This window comes from Hyphomonas sp. UBA4494 (assembly GCF_002388935.1).
Lineage (GTDB): Bacteria > Pseudomonadota > Alphaproteobacteria > Caulobacterales > Hyphomonadaceae > Hyphomonas.
The window spans coordinates 23,459-39,542 of record NZ_DGNK01000019.1 but is presented as its reverse complement, the minus strand read 5'-3'; the positions used below and the strand labels follow the sequence as shown (position 1 = coordinate 39,542).

Here is a 16,084-nt window from a genome sequence, read left to right as displayed (position 1 = left end):
ATTCTAAGAGCTCTTTTGCCAGCTACACCCGAAATCGTTAACACTGGTTTACGTGTTTGCGTCCCATTGATTGCCGCGGGCGTCGGAACATGGCATGAACACGGGGCCATGTACACGCTCTGCAGAGACTGTTTTCACCTTTCAGACGACGACAGCGCTGCCTGCCCTCGCTGCGGGCGGCATCGTGTAATCCGCAATAAACACATCACAACGCTGGCCATCGCTCATCTCGATTGCGACGCCTTCTTTGCAGCCATCGAAAAACGCGACGATCCCTCCCTGAAAGACCGACCAGTCATTGTGGGCGGCGGAAAAAGGGGAGTCGTATCTACGTGTTGTTACATCGCCCGTCTCTATGGCGTCCGCTCGGCCATGCCGATGTTCAAGGCGCTCAAGGCCTGCCCGGACGCCGTCGTGATCAAGCCGAATGGCGAAAAGTACCGGCTCGCCGCCCACCAGATGCGCGAAAAGATGCAGGCGCTGACGCCCATGATTCAGCCCGTCTCGGTCGATGAGGCCTATCTGGACCTCAGCGGCACGGGCACCCTTCACAAGGCGCCGCCGGCCGTGTCCCTCGCCCGGCTTGCCGTAGAGATTGAGCGCGATATCGGGATCACTGTCTCGATAGGCCTGTCGACCAACAAATTCCTGGCCAAGACCGCAAGCGAACTGGACAAGCCGAGAGGATTTGCTGTCATCGGCGCAGACGAAGCCGAAGCCTTACTCGCTCCGAGACCCATTGGAATCATTCATGGCGTGGGCCCGAAACTGGCCCAGAAACTGACCCGGGATGGGTACGATACGATCGAAGACCTCCAAAGAACGGAGTTGAAGCAGTTGATCGGGCGCTATGGCGAGACCGGAATGTGGCTGAAGAATCGGGCGCATGGCATCGACAACCGGCCGGTCCGGAATGATGAGGAGCGCAAGTCGGTCGGTTCCGAGACCACGTTCAATGACGACATGTCAGACCCGGCCTGGTTGGAAGACCAGCTCTGGCGCCTCTGCGTAAAAACGGCAGACCGTGCCAAGGCCACGGGCCTTGTCGGCAATGTCATCACGCTCAAACTCAAGACCGCTGAGTTCCGGACCCTTACGCGGCGCATGTCCCTGTCAGAGCCCACCCAGCTGGCCCAGACCCTGTTTCGGAATGCCAAAGTGTTGCTGGCCAAGGAAACCAATGGCCGGACACGCTTTCGTCTCATCGGAGTTGGTATTTCCGACCTGTCAGAGCATCGCTCGGACGCTGTCGACCTGCTCGACCCTCTCGTCGCGAAGCGCGCGGCGGCAGAGCGCGCGTCGGACCTGGCCCGGCAGAAATTCGGCGCCGAAGCCGTGATCACGGGCCGGTCAGCGCGGGTGAAGAACGCGCCCCGGTGAACGGCGTTTGCGCCCCGCCCCTTGGCGGTCTAGTGAAAACGCAACACCATTTTCAAGGAGCGCGCCATGTCGACCCCCGAAACCCGTCTTGATGAACTCGGCATCGAACTGCCGGAACCCATGAAACCGGTCGCCACATATGTCCCCTATGTCATCAGCGGCAACATGCTGTTCGTGTCCGGTCAGGTCAGCGCGTCCGCTGACGGCCTCATCAAGGGACGCCTCGGCGAGAACATGGAACTCTCCGCAGGTCAGCAGGCCGCCCGCTTCTGTGGGATCAACCTGATCGCCCAGTGCAAAGCTGCCATTGGCGACCTGTCCCGTATCAAGCGCGTGGTAAAACTCGGCGGCTTTGTGAACGTCGCGCCCGGCTTCACTGACATCCCGCAAGTCATCAATGGATGTTCAGATCTTATGGTCGACGTATTCGGCGAGGCCGGCCGTCATGCCCGATCGGCTGTGTCATGCCCCGAACTGCCTCTGGGCGTCGCCGTGGAAGTCGATGGCATCTTCGAGATTGCCGACTAGATGGCACAGGCATTCACGCTCACGGACTTCGCCTACGCACATAGAGGCTTGTGGTCCGGACGCAAAACACCTGAGAATACGATGGCGGCCTTTGATGCGGCGGCACAGTACGGGCTCGGCATGGAGTTCGATATCCGCCCCGATTTGGATGGAAACCTTGTCGTTTTCCATGATGACACACTGGACCGCCTTGCCGGGCGCCCTGACCGTGTAGAGGATCTTACGTCGGACGACCTGCAGGACATAATGATCGCCGGAATCCATGGCTTGCTGACCTTCGAACGCCTGCTTGCAAGTTGGCCACACAAGCTGCCCCTGCTGACAGAAATGAAGCTGGACGGACGCACGGACCCGGCAGATCTCGGCCGCCGAACCGGTGCGTTGCTTCAGAACTATGCAGGACGCGCAGCGGCGATGAGCTTTTCGGAAGAGGCGGTACGGGCCCTCCCATCGGACGTGATGCGCGGTCAGCTCATTGGACCGTCCCACAAGATTGGCACATCCGAGTTCGAAACAATTCTTCAACGCGCATTGTCAGACGGCATTGACTACATTGCCGTCAACATCGCGGACGTCGATGGCATCCGCAAACGCGTACCGGAAGACCTCCCGATTGTGTGCTGGACGGTACGGACGCTGGATGAGGTTCGGCTGGCCGTTCATGAAAATGTGGCCATCATCTTCGAACATCTCGCTCCGGGACTGGTCTCGGCCTACGCCTTGCCCTAGATTCAGAGCATGGATGACACCGCGCTGAAATTGAGTTTTGCCTCAGCCATGGCGGAGGTCGATCCGGAGGAATGGAACGCGGTCGCCAATCCAGCCGGCGTGCGCTTCGATCCCTTTCTGAAATGGGAATTCCTGGACGCGATGGAAACGTCTGGCGCGGCCACTCCAAATACGGGCTGGATGCCGCGTCATGTATTGATCCGCGACGCAACTGGCCGACTCAAGGCTGCGATGCCGCTCTATGGCAAAACCCACTCACGCGGCGAATTCGTCTTCGACCAATCCTGGGCCGACGCCTATGAGCGCGCAGGCGGAGCCTATTATCCCAAACTGCTTGGGGCCGTGCCCTTCACGCCGGTAACCGGTCGTCGCCTGCTTGTGCGTCCGGGCCCCGATGAAATACGCCTGCAGACGGCGCTCCTGTCCGGCGCGATCCAACTGGCCGAGCAGAACGAGCTATCTTCATTGCACATCAATTTCGCTTCACCGGCAGAAGCCACAATGCTGTCGGAGACGGGCCTGCTGTTGCGCACCGACCAGCAATTTCACTGGCAGAACCGCGACTATGGCTCGTTCGATGATTTCCTTGCCGACCTCTCCTCGTCCAAGCGAAAGAATCTTCGGAAGGAACGCGCAAAGGCGCAGGAAGGATTGGACTTTGTCCACCTGCGGGGCGACGACATTACCGAAGCTCATCTCGATGCGTTCTACATATTCTACATGGACACGGGCACGCGCAAATGGGGCTCGCCCTATCTGACCCGAGACACTTTCTCACTCTTGCGAGAACGGATGGCCGACGATCTCCTCTTTATCTTCGCCATGTCAGACGGAGCGCCGATTGCCGGTGCCATGAATCTAATCGGCTCCGACACACTCTATGGCCGCTACTGGGGGTGTACCGAGCACAGATCAATGCTGCACTTCGAGACCTGCTACTATCAGGCCATCGACTACGCCATCCAACATGACCTCACTTTTGTCGAAGCCGGCGCGCAGGGCGGCCACAAGCTGGCCCGTGGCTATACGCCTGTCACCACCTATTCCACCCACTGGATAGCCCATCCCGGCCTGCGCCACGCCATCGCCGACTATCTTGAACGCGAACGCGAGGCGGTAGAATCCGACATGGACTATCTCGCCGAACGAACACCCTTTAAAAAGCGCGAATGAGCGAGTCTGCCGTCCTCAGGAACTATCGCCGGGTCGAAGAGGCCCTCATCGTCTGTGCAGCGTTGCAGTATGCAGAGTTCGACGCCTCTATCGACAACTACAATCATGCGACCGTGAACTGGCTGTTGGTTCCGGCCCTTGGGGGAATCCCTGTCCGGCTTCCAGCATCGCAACTGGAAGACGCGAAGGCATATCTCCGGGAAATGGTCGAAACCGCGGAGGACCGTCTCGTAGAAGCGACGGGGGAAGCCCCGGATCCGGTACGGAGAAAATATTGGCGCGCCTGGGCTGTGGCCGCCTTGTTCATGCTAGACTGGCTCTCGTTATTTGTCCTGTGGCGCTTCCTGAGAGCCACATATCTGAAACTACGGCATCCCTCCCCACACAAACTAGAAAGTTCGTCCTCGTCATGACTCTTCACGCTGCCTACGATCCCGACAATATCTTCGCCAAGATCCTGCGCGGTGAAATGCCCGCCGTCAAAGTCTATGAGGATGACGCTGCACTCGCTTTCATGGACGTGTTTCCCCAGAGCGAAGGTCACACGCTCGTCGTGCCGAAGGGCGTGCAAGCGCGCAACCTGCTCGACATGCCGGCCGACAAGCTCGGCCCCTATATGGAGGCTGTGCAGAAAGTGGCGCAGGCTGTCGAAGCTGCCTTGACGCCCGATGGCTTGGTCGTGACCCAGTTCAATGGCGCCCCCGCCGGACAAACTGTCTACCATTTGCACTTTCACATCATTCCGCGCTGGAAGGATGTGGCGCTCGGGCGGCATGGCTCGGGCGAAATGGCAGATACAGCTAAACTCGGCGTGCTGGCCGATCGCATCAAGACCAAGCTCTAGGGGTTAGAGCCCCAGCTTCGCTTTCAGGATATCGTTGACGGCTTTCGGATTGGCCTTGCCACCGGAAGCCTTCATCACCTGGCCCACGAACCAGCCCATCGTCTTGGGCTTTTCCTTGATCTGCGCGACCTGGTCCGGATTGGCAGCCATGATGTCGTCGACGATCTTCTCGATCGCGCCGGTATCGGTTACCTGTTTCAGGCCGTGCTTTTCGACAATGTCAGAAGCTTCGCCTTCGCCTTCGATCATCCGGGCAAAGACGTCCTTCGCGATCTTTCCACTGATCGTGTCATTGGCGATCAGTTCGATCAGGCCGCCGAGGCTGGAGGCAGATACGGGGCTGTCGGCCAGCTCAATGTCCTGCTTGTTGAGATAGCCGAACAATTCCTGCGTCACCCAGTTCGCCGCAAGTTTCGGATCGCGGCCTTTGGCAACGTCCTCGAAGAAGCTAGCTTTTTCGGCGTCGGCGCTGAGGACACCCGCATCATAGCGTGACAGCCCATAATCGGTTTCAAAGCGGGCGCGCTTCTCGTCTGGCAGTTCCGGCAGGGTCGCACGGATTTCCTCGATCCAGGCCTGCTCGACTTCCAGCGGCAACAGATCCGGGTCCGGGAAATAGCGGTAATCATGCGCGTCTTCCTTGGAACGCATGGAGCGCGTCTCGACCTTCACCGGATCGAACAGGCGCGTTTCCTGGTCGATGGAGCCGCCATCCTCAAGGATCTCGATCTGGCGGCGCGCTTCATACTCAATGGCCTGCTGGATGAAGCGGAACGAGTTCATGTTCTTGAGTTCACAGCGCGTGCCGAGATGGCTGAAATCGCCGGTCTCGCGGAATTTCTCATACTGGCCCGGACGGCAGACCGATACGTTCACGTCGGCGCGGAGATTGCCCTTCTCCATGTCGCCATCACAGGTGCCGAGCGCAATCACGATGGCGCGCAGCTTCTTCACATAGGCGGCCGCTTCGGCAGGTGTGCGGATGTCCGGCATGGACACGATTTCCATCAGCGCGACGCCGGACCGGTTAAGGTCCACATAGGTCGAGCTCGGGTCCATGTCGTGAATTGACTTGCCAGCATCCTGTTCCAGATGGAGCCGCTCAATGCGGCACGGGAAAGCATAGGCATCGCCGCCATGCGCGGGCTCGACATCCACCTCGATTTCGCCTTCACCGACAATCGGGTGCGCGAATTGGCTGATCTGATAGCCCTGCGGCAGGTCGGGATAGAAATAATTCTTCCGGTCGAAGCGGGAATAGGTGTTGATCTGCGCCTTCAGGCCGAGGCCGGTACGGATAGCCTGCTCGACGCAATACTTGTTGATCACGGGCAGCATGCCGGGCATTGCGGCATCGACCAGCGATACATTGCAGTTGGGGTCCGCACCAAACGCCGTGGACGCGCCAGAAAACAGCTTCGCGTTGGACGAGACCTGAGCATGGACTTCGAGGCCCATGACCAGCTCCCAATCGCCGGTTTCGCCCTTGATGACATATGGTGTGCGCGCGGACATAGTGTTCCCTGCTGGCAGTATGATTTGGCGCTGTTCTAGCCGTCGGAGCGGCGCACTGTCGAGCCGTCAATACCATTCGATAGGCGCCAACCCTTCCAATTTTCGGGATATGGGCGAATAATTCCGCTCGTGGAGGAAAAAGGGAGTGCCGGAATGATTTTCAAGATGATGATGGATGCCTCGGGCGAGGATGAAAAGCCGGTGGTTCGCGGCTTTCTCAAACATCTTGTCTTGGGATTCGCCGGCGGCGTGGCTGTGGGCTCCATCCTGCTGGGCGGCATGTTGCTATATCTCCAGGATATGGACCTCGACATGCCCCTGTTATGGATTTTCGCGATGATGCTGCAATGCGGCCCCGTAGGCGGCCTGATCGGGGTTGGCATCTACTTGTCGCGGGTCACACAGCGGGATTCTGATGAGGATGATGACGACAAACCAGGTCCCGGCGGTAACGCGCCGGAAGAAGTAGAATTTGACCAAGTTGTCATTCGGCCAAACAGCAAGTCCGGCGGAGCACTCAAGCCATCCAAGGCTTGAGGCCTAATCAAGCTTGCCTGACTCTTTTGCCCGCCGCACCCGCTCGGCACGCGCGGCCATGCGGTCCTTGATGGGGGCCGATTGGGCAACACGGACAGGACCTTCGCTTTCGGCCGCTGGTTCAGGTTCTGGGGTGTCTTCCAGCTTACCTTCCTCGACCAGTTTCTTGCGCCGTGCGGCAACCCGTGCTTCGCGCGCCGTCTGCGCCGCGCTCTTGCCGCCAAACAGGCCGGACAGCTTTGACTTTCCGGCACCGCCCGGCTGGGGGTGGTCCTCTAGTCGCCGCTTTCTGCGTGCGATGATTCGGGAAATTCGAAACGAGACGTAGCCAGCCACGAGGAATGCCACGAGCAGCATGGACCGCATTTCCGGGGCAAACAGGCTGTAGCCATATTGCGCCATCATCGCCGCCATCAGGGCGAGGCAGAAGACAAGCAGGACAGCAAAGAGAAGGAGGAAACGGGTGATGTTCATGCCCCCGAACCTACCACCACTTCTCCGCCTTGGCCACGAAACCTGCTGCGCGTTCCAGTTCGCCGCCGACGCGGAAACAGGCCGTCTCGTCGAGCGCCTTGCCGATTACCTGTAGACCGAGGGGCAGGCCGCTTGAGGACAGGCCAGCGGGCACGGAGATGCCCGGCAGGCCGGCAAGGTTGGCCGTCACCGTGAACACGTCATTGAGATACATCTCGACCGGATCGCCGCTTTTCTCGCCAAATGCAAAGGCCGGGCTCGGACAGGTCGGCGTCAGTACGGCATCACAGCTCTCGAACGCCTCAATAAAATCATTGAGGATCTTGGTGCGAACTTTCTGGGCACGCAGGTAATAGGCATCGTAATAGCCGGACGAAAGAACATAAGTGCCAATCATCAGGCGGCGCTGGACTTCAGCTCCAAAACCGCCAGCCCGCGTGTCTTCATAGGTCGCGGTCAGGTTCTCCCCGGCTACGCGCGCGCCATAACGCATACCATCATATCGAGCGAGGTTTGACGATGCCTCAGCAGGCGCAACGATATAATAGGCTGGCAGCGCATACTTCGTGTGCGGCAGACTGATATCGACGATTTCGGCGCCTGCAGCTTTCAGCCAGGCAATGCCTTGCCCCCAGAGCTTGTCGATCTCGTCGGACATGCCCTCCATCCGGTATTCTTTCGGAATACCGATCCGCATGCCCTTTACGCCCTTGGACACATCGCTGCGCCAGTCTGGCGTTTCGACGCTCAATGAGGTCGAATCCTTGGGGTCGTGACTGCACATGGCTTCCAGCAGGATGGCGCTATCCTCGACCGTCTTGGAGATCGGGCCAGCTTGATCGAGCGAAGAGGCAAACGCGACCATGCCATAGCGGCTGGCGCGGCCATAGGTTGGCTTGATGCCGACCGTACCTGTGAAGGCGGCTGGCTGGCGGATAGACCCGCCCGTGTCGGAAGCTGTCGCCGCGAGACAAAGGTCTGCTGCAACGGATGCTGCCGACCCACCTGACGAGCCGCCGGGTGTCAGGCCTTGATTGTCGCCCTTGCGGCGCCACGGGTTGATCACGTTTCCAAACCGCGAGGTCTCGTTGGAGGAACCCATGGCGAATTCGTCCATGTTGAGCTTGCCCAGCATGACTGCGCCTTCATCCCAGAGGTTCTGGGTGACGGTGGATTCATAGGTTGGGGTGAACTCACCCAGGATGTTGCTGCACGCCGTCGTGCGCACACCCTTGGTGCAATACAGATCCTTGATCCCCAGCGGGGCGCCTTCCAGCTTGCCGCCCTCGCCCTTGGCCAGTCTCGCATCGGACGCGTCCGCCATGGCGAGCGCCTTTTCCGGCGTTTCGACCACATAGGCATTCAGCGTCCGCGCGCCTTCAATCGCGTCGACGAATTGCTGGGTGATCTCGCGCGAAGAAAACTCCTTGGCTTTCAAGCCATCAAGCGCTGCGGCGAGGGTAAGTTTGGTCAGTTCGGTCATCGGACATCCTGAGAAGAAATCTGCCCGCCTGCTATGACGGCTTGGCACAAAAGTTCAAGCCTTCGTGAGCCTTCTTGTCAGTTGCGCGAGAGTGGCGCAGGCTAGGTTCCAACGCCAAATTCAACGGAGACCCATCATGCGTACCCTCATGCTCAGCCTTGCTGCCCCCGTTATCCTGGCGGCCTGCGCCACTTCAGAGACACAAGAGGACCGACCACGCGGCGTCGAGCGCTATGCCGACGATCCACGACTGGGCGAAGAGGTGAGCAGCATCTGCTTTGCATCCACCATTGATGGTTTTGGCGAAACAACACGGGACACAGTTGTGGTGCGTGACGGGCGCGACCATTTCCTGATTGAAGTGTTTGGCGCGTGTACGCCGCTGGATGATGCAATGCGGATCGGAATGGACGCGACCGGCAGCTGCTTGCGAAAGCATGACGCGCTAATCGTGTCCGACTCCATTTCTGATTTCGCAGAGACCACGCCCTTTTCCAAGCAAAGATGCCTGGTGAATGGAATCTACGCATGGGACCCAGAGGCAAAGGCGGAAGAATCCGAAGAAGAATCTGGCGAGGAAGACGCTGAATCCTGATGGCGGCGGCTTCGGCATGTGGTAATCATGCCTATGGAAAAAACCGGATACGCCTCACCCGTTGAGGTTCGCCAATCTCCCTTTCACGGTCGTGGCCTGTTCGCGGCCGTTTCCTTTGAAGCGGGCGACCTGATCGCAACCTATCCCCTCCTGGTCCTCAGCCAGGATGACACCGCCGCCATTCGCGGCACCCAGATCCATCATTACGTCTTCTACGTGGATGAAAATGAACAAGGAAAAATGCGCGCCGCGGTCGCATTCGGCCTGATCTCGATGTGCAATCACAGTGTCGAAGCCAATGCGGATTTTACCGTCGACCCGGCTGCACAAACTGTGACGCTAAGTGCCCGCACCCCCATCCTTGCCGATGCAGAAATCCTGATCGACTACGAAGAATTCGCTGACCAGAATATCTGATCGCTACCAGCGGCCAGACATCCGATTCCAGCGCCACAGAAGATGGGCGGTCACATGATACAGGCTGCGGGATACCAGATTCAGCCCAGGCAGATTGCCCAGCCAGGCCAACCATCCATAGCCGGGCGTCCGCTGCCATATCTCAGCGACCGCTGGCCATCCTTTAACCGCGCGACCATCCGGCAGGACAGCATGCAGTTTCAGGCGAACGTCGTTGAGGGAAATGCCCTGATCGCGAAAACGATCAGGTGTTTGAGAAACATCCACATAATCGACAAGATCTGAACCTGTTCGGGTTCGCCGTTCGAAATGGCAAATTCCCTCCCGACAGACAGGACACACACTGTTGTAGAGAACTGTCAGCCGTTCCATGAGCGCGTTGTACAGCACTTATGGCACGATGGCACTGCGGCGGGCGGCTTATTCCACGGCCTTGGGCACAACGAAGAAACCATCTTCGGTGCGCGGTGCGTTTGCCAGAACCTGATCCTGGATATCGCCATCTGTGACGATATCTTCACGCATGGGCAGCGTCGTCTCAACCACGGAGGTCATCGGCTCCACGCCGTCAATATCGACCTCGTTCAACTGGTCGATCCAGCTGAGGATGCCATTCAATTCCCCAACCAGTTCCCCGACATGCTGTTCGCTGACGGCAATGCGCGACAGGCGGGCAACCTTGCGGACATCATCCTTTGTAACAGACATGAGCGAACTCCAACGCGTGAAAATGAACCGCCCGAATACGCCATAGGCAACACGGCATCAAGGCGCTATGTGGGCTATTCATGCCCATAACTGATCCTGACCATTTCCCGAAAACCGGCGCGCTGATCGGCATTGATCCCGGGACGAAGACGCTCGGTGTCGCGTCGGCGGACGGCCTACGCATGCTGGCGAGCCCGGTCGAGACCATTCCACGCGGCAAGAAGCTGGCTCCTGTCCTTGATCGCTTGTTCCACCTCTATGATGATCGAGTGGCTGTCGGCATTGTCATGGGACTTCCGCTTAACATGGACGGGTCCGAAGGCCCACGCGCACAATCTGTCCGCGCGCTGGCCTGGCACATCATGAAACGCCGCGATGTGCCAATCCTGTTTCAGGATGAACGGCTCTCAACAGTAGAAGCCGAAAATGCGATGATCGAGGCTGACCTTTCGAGGAAACGACGCGCCGAACGAATCGATGCCTCAGCTGCTGCGGTAATCCTGAATGACGCCCTTCAAAGACTGGCTCGAACCTGATGTCAGGGTTTCTCTACGCCCTCCTGCCCGTCATCGCGATCGTCACGCTCGGACATGTCCTGTCTGTCCGCAATTGGATTCCGACCGATAGCTGGCGCGCCATCGAACGCCTGTCCTATGTGGTGCTCTTCCCGGCGCTCATCCTTCGAACCTTGGCCAATGCACCATTCGAGGAAGCGCCCTGGGGACTCGCTGCCGCGCTGATCCTCGCACAGTTTGCCCTCGGTGGCATAGGATGGCTGTCCCGCTTCCTGCCCAATATGCCGGGCCCGGCATATTNNCGGGCCCGGCCGTCGGCTCTGTCATCCAGTCCAATGTGCGCTGGAACACTATGATCGGCCTGTCTATCGGCAGCCTCCTGTTCGGTGAGGAGGGCCTCGCGCTTGTCACCATCGCCGCCGCCGTGATGATCCCGACGGCCAACATATTGTCCGTCTATGCGCTGATCGCACACGCGGATACTCCGCACGGACCAAAGCCCAATCCGTTTATGGCATTGTTCAAGAATCCGATCGTCATCGCGTGCATTGGAGGATTGGCACTGGCGGGCGCTAGCGTCACGCTGCCCCGTCTGCTCGATGACAGCCTCCGCATCCTGGGTGACGCGGCCCTTGCCCTCGGCCTGCTCTCTGCTGGTGCGGGCGTCGATCTGTCCGCCCTGAAACGCGCCGGCTCCCGCACGCTTACTTGGTCGCTCGTCAGGCTGCTGGGCCTGCCAGCCTTCGCAGTAGGCTTCTGCCTCCTGCTCGGCGTAACCGGTACGCCGCTTGTCATCGCACTGATCTGCGCCGCGACCCCGACAGCGACCAGTTCATATATCCTCGCCAAGGAACTGGGGGGCGATGCGGCACTCTCGGCCAATCTGATCGCCGTTGAAACAGTGCTCGCCATGGTCACGATCCCCATACTGTATCTGCTTCTCACGCTCTGAGCCTCTTGCCCCAACTCCGAAACGCGCCTAAACCGCCAAAAATCGAAAGGGCCTCCATGAGCAAGGCGGCATATCACTACTCCTTCGACCACGAGCATTTGCTGGGCATTGATGGCCTTCACCCGCTCGATCTCACTCATATTCTCGATCTGGCAAACGACTATGCCAAAGCGACACGGACGGGCCAGCGGGCAGATCCGGTCTTGTCTGGAAAGACAGTCGTGAACCTGTTCTTTGAAAATTCCACTCGGACGATGAGCAGTTTCGAGATTGCCGCCCGCCGATTGGGCGCCGACGTCGTATCGATGCCAGTGGCACAGTCTTCCGTGAAGAAGGGTGAGACACTGATCGACACAGCAATGACCCTGAACGCCATGAAGCCCGACGTGCTGGTGGTTCGGCACTCGGCCTCGGGCGGCGCAAAGCTGCTCTCCCGCAAGGTCGATTGCGCCGTGATCAATGCCGGGGACGGCACGCATGAACACCCGACTCAGGGCCTGCTCGACACGCTGACCATCCGCCGCAACAAGGGCCGGATCGAAGGGCTCAAAGTCGTCATCTGCGGCGACATTGTCCATTCGCGCGTCGCGCGCTCTACCACGATGGCGCTGCACCTGCTGGGCGCCGAAGTACACCTGTGCGCACCGCGAACACTCATGCCATCGGGCACGGAAACCTGGGGTGCCGCCTCAGCCACATCCGACTTCGACAGAGCCCTTCAAGGCGCAGACGTCGTGATGATGCTGCGCCTCCAACTCGAGCGCATGGATGGCGCGTATCTGCCGAGCCGCCGCGAATACTTCCGCTATTTCGGCCTGACACAGGAACGGCTTGCGCTAGCAAAGGACGACGCGATTGTCATGCATCCCGGCCCGATGAATCGCGGCATCGAGATCGAAAGTGCCATTGCTGATGGTGAGCGCTCGGTGATTACAGAACAGGTGGAAATGGGCGTCGCTGTGCGAGAGGCCGTGCTCCATTTGCTGGCAGGAGGCCGCCCATGAGCCTGTCCATCTTCAACGCGCGCCTGCTGGATCCGGCATCCGGACTGGATGAAATCGGCGGCATCCTGATCGAGGATGGTTTCATTACCGCAATTTCGCCAGGCGCTACGGGCGCCGTTGGCAATGCAAATGAAGTCATCGACGCAGGCGGACTTTGTCTCGCACCGGGCCTAATTGATCTGCGTGTGAAAACGGGTGAGCCAGGCGACGAGCAAAAGGAGACGCTCGCAACAGCATCTCGAGCCGCCGTTGCGGGCGGTGTGACCAGTCTCGTCGTCATGCCGGACACCAAGCCAGTCGTGGATGACGTCGCACTGGTCCGTTATATTTCAGATCGTGCCAAAGTCAGCGCAAAAGCCCGCATATACGCCGCCGGCGCACTCACCGTAGGCTTGGAAGGTCACGCCATGGCCGAGATAGGCATGATGGCGGATGCTGGCGCGGTCCTGTTCACCAATGGTGATGCGCCCATCTCAAATCCCTCCATTCTCAAACGCGCGATGACTTATGCGGCCAGTCGCGGTGCCATCGTCATGTCTCGCCCGGATGATAGCGCGTTGAAGGGCTCTGGCGTGATGAATGCCGGGGCCTTCGCCGCCCGCAAGGGTCTCGCCGGAATTACAAAAGAAGCTGAATGGATCGGCGCGGCGCGCGACCTGATGCTTGCGGAAGCAACTGGCTGCACCCTGATCCTCGATCAAGTATCCACCCCCCGCACGCTGGAACTGGTCGCAGATTCCCGCGCCCGGGGCGCCAACGTCTTCACGACCATCGCCGCACATTCGCTTTTCTTCAACGAGATCGACGTTGGCGACTACCTGACTTATTGCAAGGTCAATCCGCCCTTCAGGGACGAGGACACACGCCAGGCCATGATTGCTGCGTTGAAGGCGGGCGAAATCGATTCCGTGGTGTCCGCACACGACCCGCAACCCCCGGAAGAAAAGCGCCTGCCATTTGGTGAGGCGAGCTTTGGCGCGGCAGGCCTCGAGACCACGCTTTCGGCACTACTCAGCCTTGTTCATGATGGCCCGCTCACCCTGCTTGAAGCGCTCGCGCCGATTACCTCCAAGCCGGCGGACATGATCGGGTTGCCTGAAGGGCGACTGGCTGAAGGGGCGCCTGCAGATGTCATTCTGTTTGATCCAAACAAGCCCTGGCTCTGTGAACGTGAACACCTTCTTTCCAGATCAACCAATTCGCCTTTTGATGGGCGGCGCCTGCAAGGCCGTGTGCTGCGGACATTCGTGGGTGGAGTGCAGGTTTTTGCGCGATAGCCCAGACTGGCCTTGCCCACCGCCGGTTCCATTCGTAGAATTTTCAATTGGGAATTGAGGAGATCGACATGACAGCTGAGCTGGCATTCCCCTTGGCCGCACTTTGCGGCTATCTCGCCGGTTCGATCCCGTTTGGCTTGCTCATCACCCGCGCTGCAGGTCTTGGCGATATCCGATCCATTGGCTCCGGCAATATCGGAGCAACAAACGTGTTGCGTACGGGCCGCAAAGACCTCGCGCTTGCGACGCTGCTTCTCGATAGTCTGAAGGCAGGCCTACTGGCGCTAGCATTTGGCATGCTGGCCGGCAGGGAAGTCGGCTTCGTGGCCGGCGCATTCGCCTTTGTCGGCCATTGCTACCCCATATGGCTTGGATTCAAAGGTGGTAAGGGGGTCGCGACCTATGCGGGACTGCTGCCATTCGTGTCCCTGCCCGGTTTCTATATCGCCGCACCGGTTTGGCTCGGCCTGTTTGCACTTACCCGCATTTCTTCTCTCGCCGCGTTGACCGCTGCGACATTGGTCCCGCCCGGCGCATGGCTGCTGGGCGAACGGAACATGTTCATCATTGGCGGGCTCGCGCTGTTGTCGCTCTTCGTGTTTTGGACTCACCGCGCCAATCTGAGCCGCCTATTGAAGGGTGAGGAGCCCAAGTTCGGCTCCAAGAAAACGGTAGACCCGACCACATGAGTTCGGCGCGCGCGCTCAATGATGCAGAACGCCTGGATTGGTTGAGGCTCGCGCGCACCCCGAATATCGGCCCGTTCACTTTCTTCCAGCTGATACGCAAGTTCAAATCAGCGGGCGCAGCGTTGGACGGTCTACCGGAGCTGACCCGGAAGAGCCGCAGAGGCCGTGAACTCGTCCCCCCGGATGTCTCCGATATCAAGCATGAGCTGGACCGGACCCGGAAGTATGGCGCACACATAATCGCAAGCTGCGAACCCGCTTATCCGCCCTTGCTTAAGGCACTCGATCCCCCGCCGCCCGTCCTGACAGCGCTCGGCAAACTCGATCTGGCCGCCAAACCCACAGTGGCCATCGTCGGCGCGCGGAATGCATCCGCCGCCGGACGAAAGCTCGCCCGCGATATGGCTTCCGCGCTTGGCGGCACCGGGTATGCTACGGTTTCCGGTCTCGCCTTGGGCATAGATGGCGAGGCACATGCCGCCAGCCTGGGCACTGGCACCATTGCTGTGCTGGGCGGTGCGGTGGACCATGTCTACCCGCCCCAGCATGACCGACTCTATGCCGAAATCGCGGCGCAAGGGCTCATCGTATCTGAAAGTCCGTTCGGATATCGCGCCACAGCAAAGGATTTTCCGCGACGCAACCGCATCATCACCGGCTTGTCGCGTGGTGTTGTCGTTGTGGAGGCCGCTGAGAGGTCTGGCTCCCTCATCTCGGCCCGAATGGGGGCAGAACAAGGCCGTGACGTCATGGCGGTGCCCGGCTCACCGCTAGATCCCAGATCAGCCGGGACAAACCATTTGATCCGGCAAGGCGCGACACTCGTGCGTCATGCCGACGACGTTCTGGAAGTTTTGGAAAGTCTTTCCTTTTCAGGCGTGTCCGCGCCCAGAGAGTTGTTCGAAGGATCGCCAGAGCGTGATTTGCCAACCGACTTGATTGAGCGAATTCAGCAAGCCTTGTCGCCCCATCCCATGCCCCTCGATGAAATCGCAAGAGCAGCCGGGGCTACACCGGCCCAATGCGCCGCAGCCTTGATGGAACTGGAGATTGCTGGTGAGGCAATCACCCTTCCTGGTGGTCTGGCATCCCGCGCGGTTTGAACCGAGCTGTGCTGTCAGTGCATCGGCAAAAACATGAAAAATCAGCCGGAATGGTCTCATGGCTGGACGATTCCCGCCTTCCTCTCTAAGCCTCCAAAAGGAAATGAGTGTAGGCGGAACGCGGCGCGCGTTCGGTTCGACGCCCGAAAACAGCTGTAAGG

20 protein-coding genes are annotated in these 16,084 nt (G+C 59.4%); 15 read left to right on the top strand and 5 right to left on the bottom strand.

Translation table 11 applies throughout. From position 1 onward, the window contains the following. Nucleotides 1-108: 108 nt before the first annotated feature. From B2P82_RS07710 to B2P82_RS07685, 6 genes are all read left to right on the top strand, one after another. Entirely contained in the window at nucleotides 109-1,380 is a 1,272-nt protein-coding gene (locus B2P82_RS07710) for a DNA polymerase IV (protein WP_290496229.1), read from the top strand. A gap of 66 nt (nucleotides 1,381-1,446) precedes the next feature. After that, a complete protein-coding gene (locus B2P82_RS07705) occupies nucleotides 1,447-1,908 on the top strand; it encodes a RidA family protein (protein ID WP_290479130.1) in 462 nt (153 codons plus the stop codon). After that, nucleotides 1,909-2,637: a glycerophosphodiester phosphodiesterase family protein gene (locus tag B2P82_RS07700; protein ID WP_290496228.1), complete on the top strand. Its 729-nt coding sequence runs from the start codon at nucleotides 1,909-1,911 to the stop codon at nucleotides 2,635-2,637. A 9-nt stretch (nucleotides 2,638-2,646) separates the two neighbouring features. Continuing rightward, a complete protein-coding gene (locus B2P82_RS07695) occupies nucleotides 2,647-3,810 on the top strand; it encodes a GNAT family N-acetyltransferase (RefSeq protein ID WP_290496226.1) in 1,164 nt (387 codons plus the stop codon). Beyond that, nucleotides 3,807-4,223 (top strand): hypothetical protein, encoded by a 417-nt coding sequence (locus B2P82_RS07690; RefSeq protein WP_290496224.1) that lies wholly within the window; start codon nucleotides 3,807-3,809, stop codon nucleotides 4,221-4,223. Before B2P82_RS07695 ends, B2P82_RS07690 begins: the two co-directional genes overlap by 4 nt. Next, on the top strand, nucleotides 4,220-4,654 hold the full coding sequence (locus B2P82_RS07685; RefSeq protein WP_290496222.1) for an HIT family protein: 435 nt from the start codon (nucleotides 4,220-4,222) through the stop codon (nucleotides 4,652-4,654). Before B2P82_RS07690 ends, B2P82_RS07685 begins: the two co-directional genes overlap by 4 nt. Nucleotides 4,655-4,657: 3 nt before the next feature. Here the strand turns inward: B2P82_RS07685 and gatB are convergent, their stop codons facing one another. Further along, a complete protein-coding gene (gene gatB, locus B2P82_RS07680; protein ID WP_290496220.1) occupies nucleotides 4,658-6,169 on the bottom strand; it encodes an Asp-tRNA(Asn)/Glu-tRNA(Gln) amidotransferase subunit GatB in 1,512 nt (503 codons plus the stop codon). Between the two features lie 153 nt (nucleotides 6,170-6,322). Between gatB and B2P82_RS07675 the strand changes: the two genes are divergently transcribed. Further along, entirely contained in the window at nucleotides 6,323-6,706 is a 384-nt protein-coding gene (locus B2P82_RS07675; protein WP_290496218.1) for a hypothetical protein, read from the top strand. Nucleotides 6,707-6,709: 3 nt separating this feature from the next. Here B2P82_RS07675 and B2P82_RS07670 read toward each other — a convergent pair whose 3' ends face one another. Then, the gene (locus tag B2P82_RS07670) at nucleotides 6,710-7,180 is read right to left on the bottom strand and encodes a hypothetical protein (RefSeq protein WP_290482989.1); all 471 of its coding nucleotides are present in this window, start codon (nucleotides 7,178-7,180) and stop codon (nucleotides 6,710-6,712) included. A gap of 10 nt (nucleotides 7,181-7,190) precedes the next feature. After that, nucleotides 7,191-8,663: an Asp-tRNA(Asn)/Glu-tRNA(Gln) amidotransferase subunit GatA gene (gatA, locus tag B2P82_RS07665; RefSeq protein ID WP_290485382.1), complete on the bottom strand. Its 1,473-nt coding sequence runs from the start codon at nucleotides 8,661-8,663 to the stop codon at nucleotides 7,191-7,193. 136 nt (nucleotides 8,664-8,799) lie between these two features. On the opposite strand from gatA, the gene B2P82_RS07660 reads away from it, so the two are divergent. After that, nucleotides 8,800-9,258, top strand: a complete 459-nt coding sequence (locus tag B2P82_RS07660) for a DUF6491 family protein (protein ID WP_290482987.1) — start codon at nucleotides 8,800-8,802, stop codon at nucleotides 9,256-9,258. Between the two features lie 27 nt (nucleotides 9,259-9,285). Beyond that, nucleotides 9,286-9,675 (top strand): SET domain-containing protein, encoded by a 390-nt coding sequence (locus B2P82_RS07655; protein WP_290496216.1) that lies wholly within the window; start codon nucleotides 9,286-9,288, stop codon nucleotides 9,673-9,675. Between the two features lie 3 nt (nucleotides 9,676-9,678). Here the strand turns inward: B2P82_RS07655 and B2P82_RS17050 are convergent, their stop codons facing one another. Together B2P82_RS17050 and gatC are read right to left on the bottom strand one after the other, a co-directional pair. Further along, nucleotides 9,679-10,047, bottom strand: a complete 369-nt coding sequence (locus B2P82_RS17050; protein ID WP_414652021.1) for a thiol-disulfide oxidoreductase DCC family protein — start codon at nucleotides 10,045-10,047, stop codon at nucleotides 9,679-9,681. 48 nt (nucleotides 10,048-10,095) lie between these two features. Next, a complete protein-coding gene (gene gatC, locus B2P82_RS07650) occupies nucleotides 10,096-10,383 on the bottom strand; it encodes an Asp-tRNA(Asn)/Glu-tRNA(Gln) amidotransferase subunit GatC (protein ID WP_290479140.1) in 288 nt (95 codons plus the stop codon). An 80-nt stretch (nucleotides 10,384-10,463) separates the two neighbouring features. Between gatC and ruvX the strand changes: the two genes are divergently transcribed. From ruvX to dprA, 6 genes are all read left to right on the top strand, one after another. After that, nucleotides 10,464-10,919: a Holliday junction resolvase RuvX gene (gene ruvX, locus B2P82_RS07645; RefSeq protein ID WP_290496214.1), complete on the top strand. Its 456-nt coding sequence runs from the start codon at nucleotides 10,464-10,466 to the stop codon at nucleotides 10,917-10,919. Between the two features lie 331 nt (nucleotides 10,920-11,250). Next, nucleotides 11,251-11,850: an AEC family transporter gene (locus B2P82_RS07640; protein WP_290496212.1), complete on the top strand. Its 600-nt coding sequence runs from the start codon at nucleotides 11,251-11,253 to the stop codon at nucleotides 11,848-11,850. Nucleotides 11,851-11,906: 56 nt separating this feature from the next. Then, a complete protein-coding gene (locus B2P82_RS07635) occupies nucleotides 11,907-12,854 on the top strand; it encodes an aspartate carbamoyltransferase catalytic subunit (RefSeq protein WP_290496210.1) in 948 nt (315 codons plus the stop codon). Further along, on the top strand, nucleotides 12,851-14,131 hold the full coding sequence (locus tag B2P82_RS07630) for a dihydroorotase (protein WP_290496208.1): 1,281 nt from the start codon (nucleotides 12,851-12,853) through the stop codon (nucleotides 14,129-14,131). Before B2P82_RS07635 ends, B2P82_RS07630 begins: the two co-directional genes overlap by 4 nt. Before the next feature lie 68 nt (nucleotides 14,132-14,199). Beyond that, nucleotides 14,200-14,820, top strand: coding sequence for a glycerol-3-phosphate 1-O-acyltransferase PlsY (plsY, locus tag B2P82_RS07625; RefSeq protein WP_290496206.1), 621 nt, complete (start codon nucleotides 14,200-14,202; stop codon nucleotides 14,818-14,820). Further along, on the top strand, nucleotides 14,817-15,923 hold the full coding sequence (dprA, locus tag B2P82_RS07620) for a DNA-processing protein DprA (RefSeq protein ID WP_290496204.1): 1,107 nt from the start codon (nucleotides 14,817-14,819) through the stop codon (nucleotides 15,921-15,923). The genes plsY and dprA overlap by 4 nt, the downstream gene beginning before the upstream one ends. Nucleotides 15,924-16,084: the final 161 nt, after the last annotated feature.